Origin of the sequence: Micromonospora sp. KC213, from assembly GCF_004348325.1 — a bacterium.
GTDB lineage: Bacteria > Actinomycetota > Actinomycetes > Mycobacteriales > Micromonosporaceae > Micromonospora.
The window spans coordinates 1-5560 of sequence record NZ_SMKF01000262.1; the positions used below are offsets into that span (position 1 = coordinate 1).

The 5560-nt window shown below is 76.1% G+C and carries 5 protein-coding genes; all 5 read left to right on the top strand.

Features of this window, described 5'->3' with window-relative positions:
* The first annotated feature begins 76 nt into the window (after positions 1-76).
* Entirely contained in the window at positions 77-412 is a 336-nt protein-coding gene (locus E1166_RS29095) for a hypothetical protein (protein WP_243710581.1), read from the top strand.
* Positions 413-458: 46 nt separating this feature from the next.
* Positions 459-614, top strand: a complete 156-nt coding sequence (locus E1166_RS29100) for a DUF4177 domain-containing protein (protein ID WP_013736319.1) — start codon at positions 459-461, stop codon at positions 612-614.
* Positions 611-1072: a RidA family protein gene (locus tag E1166_RS29105; RefSeq protein ID WP_132343056.1), complete on the top strand. Its 462-nt coding sequence runs from the start codon at positions 611-613 to the stop codon at positions 1070-1072. Before E1166_RS29100 ends, E1166_RS29105 begins: the two co-directional genes overlap by 4 nt.
* A gap of 128 nt (positions 1073-1200) precedes the next feature.
* The gene (locus E1166_RS29110) at positions 1201-1998 is read left to right on the top strand and encodes an MBL fold metallo-hydrolase (RefSeq protein WP_132343057.1); all 798 of its coding nucleotides are present in this window, start codon (positions 1201-1203) and stop codon (positions 1996-1998) included.
* Positions 1995-5560, top strand: a 3566-nt coding sequence (locus E1166_RS29115; RefSeq protein ID WP_132343058.1) for an adenylate/guanylate cyclase domain-containing protein, incomplete at its 3' end; no start/stop codon positions are given. The genes E1166_RS29110 and E1166_RS29115, both read left to right, overlap by 4 nt.

The following is a 5560-nucleotide window of genomic DNA, read 5'->3' on the forward strand; positions in this document are numbered from 1 at the left end:
GGGTGACGCGGGCACCCCGGTTGGTGGGCTGCCGGTCAACGAGCGGTCCTACCGGCGGCACGCCGAACCGCACGAGGTGCTGCGCATCCTGAACAGTTCCAGCGATCGCGCCCGGGACGAGGAGGAGCCCGGCTACGTCATCCACCTGCCGATCCGGGTGGCCGACCTCGCCGCGGCGACCGCGCTGGCCGGCACGGTGGCCACCTCGCTCGGCTTCCTGGCCGAGCTGGACGCCGGGGAGACCACCGTCTCCACCGCCGACGACCAGAACAACCGGCACCGGGTCTTCTGCGACCTGCTGTTGCCCGACCGCTCCCGCTGCCCGCAACCGTACGACCACGAGGGACCGTGCGGCGAGGCGCCGGCGACACCGGAACAGCGTCCCGCGCCCCGCCCGTCGCCCGGACCGTAGGCTGTGCCGGTAACACGTCCACGTCAGGCAAGGGAGCCTTCCACCGATGCAGAAGTGGGAATACGCCACGGTCCCGCTGCTGGTCCACGCGACCAAGCAGATCCTCGACAACTGGGGCGAGGACGGTTGGGAGCTGGTCTCCGTGGTTCCCGGCCCGAACCCGGAGCAGCTCGTCGCGTACCTGAAGCGGCCCAAGGCATGAGCAACGGTCCACACGCCAAGCTCGCCGAGCTCGGTCTGACCCTGCCCGAGGTCGCTTCGCCGGCGGGCAGCTACGTCCCGGCGGTGCAGTCCGGGCAGCACGTCTACGTCTCCGGCCAGGTGCCAGTGGCCGAGGGCAAGCTGCTCGCCACGGGCAAGGTCGGCGCCGGGATCTCCGCCGAGCAGGCCAAGGACCTGGCCGCGCGCTGCGCGCTGAACGCCCTCGCCGCCGTGGATGCGCTGGTCGGCCTGGAGAACGTCGTCAAGATCGTAAAGCTGACCGGCTTCGTGGCGAGCGCGCCCGGCTTCACCGGCCAGCCCGGCGTGGTCAACGGCGCGTCCGACCTGTTCGGCGCGGTTTTCGGAGAGGCCGGTCGGCACGCCCGTTCCGCGGTCGGGGTCGCCGAGCTGCCGCTGGACGCGCCGGTCGAGATCGACGTCATCGTCGAGGTCGCCTGAGCGTTGCCCGCCACCCCCCGCGATCCGCCCACCGCCGGTGCCGGACGAAGAGGCACGAAGAAGCACAAACGCCGGCCGGACTGAGCAAGATCGCGGGGAGTGGCGGGCAGGGTCGTACGATCGCAGCCATGACCGGGCATCTGACCGTGCCGGCGGCGGCGCTCGCCGACGCGCTGCCGGAGTGGGTGACGCTGCTGCGCGCGCCCAACCCCGGCCCGATGACCCTCGACGGCACCAACACCTGGGTCCTGCGGGCCACCCCCGGGGCACCCGCCGTGGTGGTCGACCCCGGGCCGGCGGATGAGGGCCACCTCGACCGGATCGTCGCGCACGGCCCGATCGGCGCGGTGCTGATCACTCACGGGCACCCCGACCACACCGAGGGCGCAGCGCCGCTGGCCGGGCGGCTCGACGGGGTTCCCGTCCGGGCCGCCGACCCGGCGCACACCATCGGCGGCGACCCGCTGACCGACGGGTACCCGCTCGACGTGGCCGGCCTCGGCATCCGCCTGGTACCCACCCCCGGCCACACCGGCGACTCCGTCTGCTTCCTCGCCCGGCACGGCGACGAGCAGGTCGTTCTCACCGGCGACACCATTCTCGGCCGCGGCACCACCGTGGTCGCCCACCCCGACGGGCACCTCGGCGACTACCTCGCCAGCCTGGAACTGCTCACCACGTACCGGGGGATCCCGGCGCTGCCCGGGCACGGCCCGGCCCTGGCCGACTGCGGCGCGGCGGCCGAGTTCTACCTGGCCCACCGCCGGGCCCGACTCGACCAGGTCCGCGCCGCGGTCGCCGCCGGTGCCCGCACCGCCGCCGAGGTCGTCGCGGCCGTGTACGCCGACGTCGACCGGTCGCTGTGGTGGGCCGCCGAGTGGTCGGTCCGCGCCCAGCTGGAACACCTCGGGGTGGAGCAGCCGTGACCTGCCCGGTCTGCGGCACGCTGGCCGTCCCGGGGGCGCGGTTCTGCCACAACTGCGGCGCGGCCCTGCCGGCCGCCGCGAGCCTGCCCACCGCCGAACGCCGGGTGGTCACCGTGCTCTTCGGCGACCTGTCGGACTTCACCTCCTGGTCGGAGGACCTCGACCCGGAACGGGTCGGTGCGGTCACCGACCGGGTGCTCGCCGCCCTCGCCGGTGCGGTCAAGACCTTCGGCGGGCACGTCGACAAGCTCACCGGCGACGGCATCATGGCGGTCTTCGGGGCACCCGTCGCCCACGAGGACGACGCGGAACGGGCCGTCCGCGCCGCGCTGTCGATGCAGCGGGCCGTCCGCCGGGTGCTCGACGACGAACGGGGCGGCGGTGCCCCGCTCGGCCTGCGGGTCGGGCTGAACACCGGCGACGTCATCGCCGGCATCCAGGCCGCCATCGAGTACACCGTCATCGGCGACACGGTGAACACCGCCGCCCGGCTGGCCGACGCCGCCGCCGTCGGGGCCGTCTACGCCGGTGCCCGCACCTCCGCCGCCACCCGGCATGTCGCCTCCTGGCGGGCGCTGCGCCCACTGCGGCTCAAGGGCAAACGCGAACCGGTCGAGGCGTACGAGCTGCTCGGCCTCCTGGACGCCCCGGGCACCCGCTCCGGCCTCGGCGACGAGGCGCCCTTCGTGGGCCGGGAAACCGAGATCGGTCGGGTCGCCGGCCGGCTCGCCGAGGTCATCGACCGCAGCGAACCCCGGGTGCTGCTGATGACCGCCGAGGCGGGCATCGGCAAGTCCCGCTTCGCCGCCGAGGTGGAACGCCTCGCCGCCGGGTACGACGTCGGCGCCGGCCGGTACGCCGCGCACACCGGCGCCCGGGTGCTCTCGGTACGCTGCGCCGCCTTCGGTGAACGCCGCCGGCTCGCTCCCCTCGCCGACCTGGTCCGGGCCGCGGTCGGCCTGCCCAGCGACACGTCCACCGCGCTGACCCGTCCCGCCGTGGAGGAACGGCTGCGCCGGCTCGGTCAGCGGCTCGGGCAGCGCGGCGGCGGCCCGCTCGCCACCGACCAGCTGCTGGCCCTGCTCGGGTACGCGGAACTGCCCACCGGGACAGGCGCCGCCACCGACCACGGGGAGTGGAGCGCCGGCAGCACCCAGGCCGACGCCGAAGCCGTGCCGAACGCGGTGGCCGGTCTGCTCAGTGCGCTGGCCGGCGAGACACCGCTGGTGATGATCGTCGACGACCTGCACGACGCGACCGCCGAGACGATCAGCGCGCTCGGGCTGGCCCTCTCCCGGCTCACCGGCCCGGTGTTGGTGCTGCTGCTCGGCCGCCCGGAGCTGGTCCGCACCGCCGGCGCGCTGACCCGCGTCGCCGACGCCGAGGTGCACGCGCTGCCGCCGCTGCGCGGCGCGGACGCCGCCCGGCTGCTCACCAGCTACCTGAACGGTGGGAAGCTGCCCCAGGCCGACGCGGACCGGTTGCTGGCCACCGCCCAGGGCAACCCGTTCTACCTGGCCGAGCTGGTCACCCTGCTGATGGAGCGGGGCGCGCTCACCGCGTACGCCGAGCGGCGCGGCGGACCCGGCGGCTGGCGGCTGGCGCCCGGCTCGCTGGGCAGCCGGCTGCTCTCCCGCGACCTGGCGGCCGTCCTCGCGGCCCGGATCGACGCGTTGCCACCGGACGCCCGCTCGGTCCTGCGCGACGCCGCGGTGGTCGGCGACACCGTGCCGGACGGGGCACTGGAGGCGCTGCGCGAGCAGCGGGCCGGGTTCGGCGGCCGGCCCGCCGCGGTCGCCGCCGTGGAGCTGACGCGGGCCGTCGAGGAGTTGCTGCAGCGGCGGATGCTGCACCGCACCCGCGCCGGTTACGCCTTCGCCACCCCGCTGATGCGGGAGGCCGCGTACGCCGGGGTCAGCAAGGCCGAACTGGCCGAACGGCACGCCGCGCTGGCCCGCTGGGCGGCTCCCGGCGGCACCGGCACCCCGCCCGGTGGGTTCACCGACGCGGCCCGCGACGACTTCGTCGCCGAGCACGTGGCGCGGGCCGCGGCACTCGCCGACGCGGTCAAGCTGCGTCCCGACGCGCCGGCCCGGACCGTCGCCGGACTGGGCGTGGCCGCGCTGGGCCGAGCCGCCCGCCGGGCGCTGCAGGCCGGGGAGCCGGCCCTGGCTGTCGAGTACGCCGAGCGGGCCGCCGAGTTGGCCGGCGACGGGGTGCCCGCGGCCGACCGGGTGGTGCATGCCCGGGCACTGCTGCAGGTCGGGCGGCCGGGCGACGCGCTCGCCTTCGCCGAGAAGATCGCCGCCAACGCCGGGGACGAGGCGGTCGTGCGGACCAGCGCCCTGCTGCTCGCCGGGCAGGCCCACCAGGCTCTCGGCGACCAGGGCCGGGCGACGGCCGCCTGGCAGGAGGCGTTGCAGGTGGCCACCACCGGCGGCCTGCCCACGCTGCGCGCCTCGGCGATGCGCCGGCTCGGCATGGCCGACTTCATCGCCGGCCGGCTCGGCCAGGCCAGCAGCCGGCTTGCCGCGTCGTACCAGGTGAGTCTCGCCGCGCAGGACCCGCGTGGGCAGGCGTGGTCGTTGCAGAACCTGGCCTGGGTCACCACCACCCGGGGTGACTTCGCCGGCACCGATGCGGTGCTCGGCCGGGCCGCCCGGCTTTTCGCCGAGCTGAGAGACCCGTACGGCCGGGCCTGGCTGCGCGGCACCACCGCCTTCGCCCGGCTGCTCGCCGGTCGGCTCCGGGAGGCGTGCCGGCTGGCCGGGGTGTTCCTCCCCTTCGGCGAGCGGGTCGGCGAGGCGTGGGCGGTCGGCACGCTGCGCGCCGTCGAGGCGTTCGCCGCGGCCGAGTTGGGGGAGATCGCCGAGGCGGACCGGGCGGCGCGGCGGGCGTACCGGGACTTCGCCGAGGTCTCCGACGACTGGGGGCGTGGGTTCGCGCTGGTGGCGCGGGGGGTGGTGGCGCGCGGGCTGGGCGAGCCGGAGCACGCCGCCGACCTGCTCACCGACGCCCTGGCGTACGCGGGGCGCACCTCGCACCCGCTGCTCACCGGGATGGCCGGCACCCTGCGCGGCTTCGTGGCGCTGGACATGGGCGACTGCGATACCGCCGAACGGGACGCCCGGGCGGTGCTGACGGCCGTCGAACCGCACAACCCGCAGGCACCGGCCCAGGTCGCCCCCCGGGTGCTGCTGGCCACGGCCCGGTTGGCCGCCGGTGATCCGGCCACCGCCGTCGGTCTGCTCGCCCCGGTGGCGACCACCGCGTCCAGCAACCCGACGCTGCTCTTCTCCCGCCGCCAGACGATGGCCCGGTACGCCTCCGCTCTGCTTGCTCACGGCCAGCGGGAGCAGGCGCTGGACTGGGCCCGTCGGGCGGTCGCCGCGCCTGCCGAGGACGTCCGCAGCCAGGTGATCGGGGCGAGCGTGCTGGCCGAGGCGCTGGCCGCCTGTGGCCAGCCGGTCGAGGCGGTGGCCAGCGCCGAGGAGGCGGTCCGGTTGGCGTACGCGACCGAGCAGCGCAGCGAACGCGCCGCCGCCGCCGCCCTCCACAGCCG

Bases quoted from the DNA above. Each gene is read 5' to 3' on its own strand.
- E1166_RS29100 (WP_013736319.1), top strand. From the start codon at position 459: ATGCAGAAGTGGGAATACGCCACGGTCCCGCTGCTGGTCCACGCGACC.
- E1166_RS29105 (WP_132343056.1), top strand. From the start codon at position 611: ATGAGCAACGGTCCACACGCCAAGCTCGCCGAGCTCGGTCTGACCCTG.
- E1166_RS29110 (WP_132343057.1), top strand. From the start codon at position 1,201: ATGACCGGGCATCTGACCGTGCCGGCGGCGGCGCTCGCCGACGCGCTG.